Source organism: Colwellia sp. MB3u-4 (assembly GCF_014077065.1).
Taxonomy (GTDB): Bacteria; Pseudomonadota; Gammaproteobacteria; order Enterobacterales; family Alteromonadaceae; genus Cognaticolwellia.
This window is the reverse complement of sequence record NZ_JACGVE010000013.1, coordinates 1-268: the sequence shown is the minus strand read 5'-3', so window position 1 is coordinate 268 and position 268 is coordinate 1. Positions and strand designations below refer to the sequence as shown.

The 268-nt window shown below is 41.4% G+C and carries 1 rRNA gene; it reads right to left on the bottom strand.

What is annotated here, in order from left to right:
- A 23S ribosomal RNA gene (locus tag H4J61_RS00050) occupies positions 1-84 on the bottom strand; the annotation flags it as partial.
- Between the last annotated feature and the right edge of the window lie 184 nt (positions 85-268).

The window sequence follows — 268 nt, the reverse complement described above, 5'->3', positions numbered from 1 at the left end:
TCACCAAAGCTTTTCGCAGATTAACACGTCCTTCATCGCCTCTAACTGCCAAGGCATCCACCACATACGCTTAGTCACTTAACCATACAACCCCAAGTAGTTTCAAAAGAAGCTAGCTAGTACACCGTGGAGACTAATCCACAGCAATTGTAAAGTCTGACATTTTCACGCACACAAAGTGTGTCTTGAATAAGAGTGGTAATTTATTACTAGTAGATAAACTAAAAGTGAATAAACTACCGGGTTGATTACGTTTCCGAGGAGGACC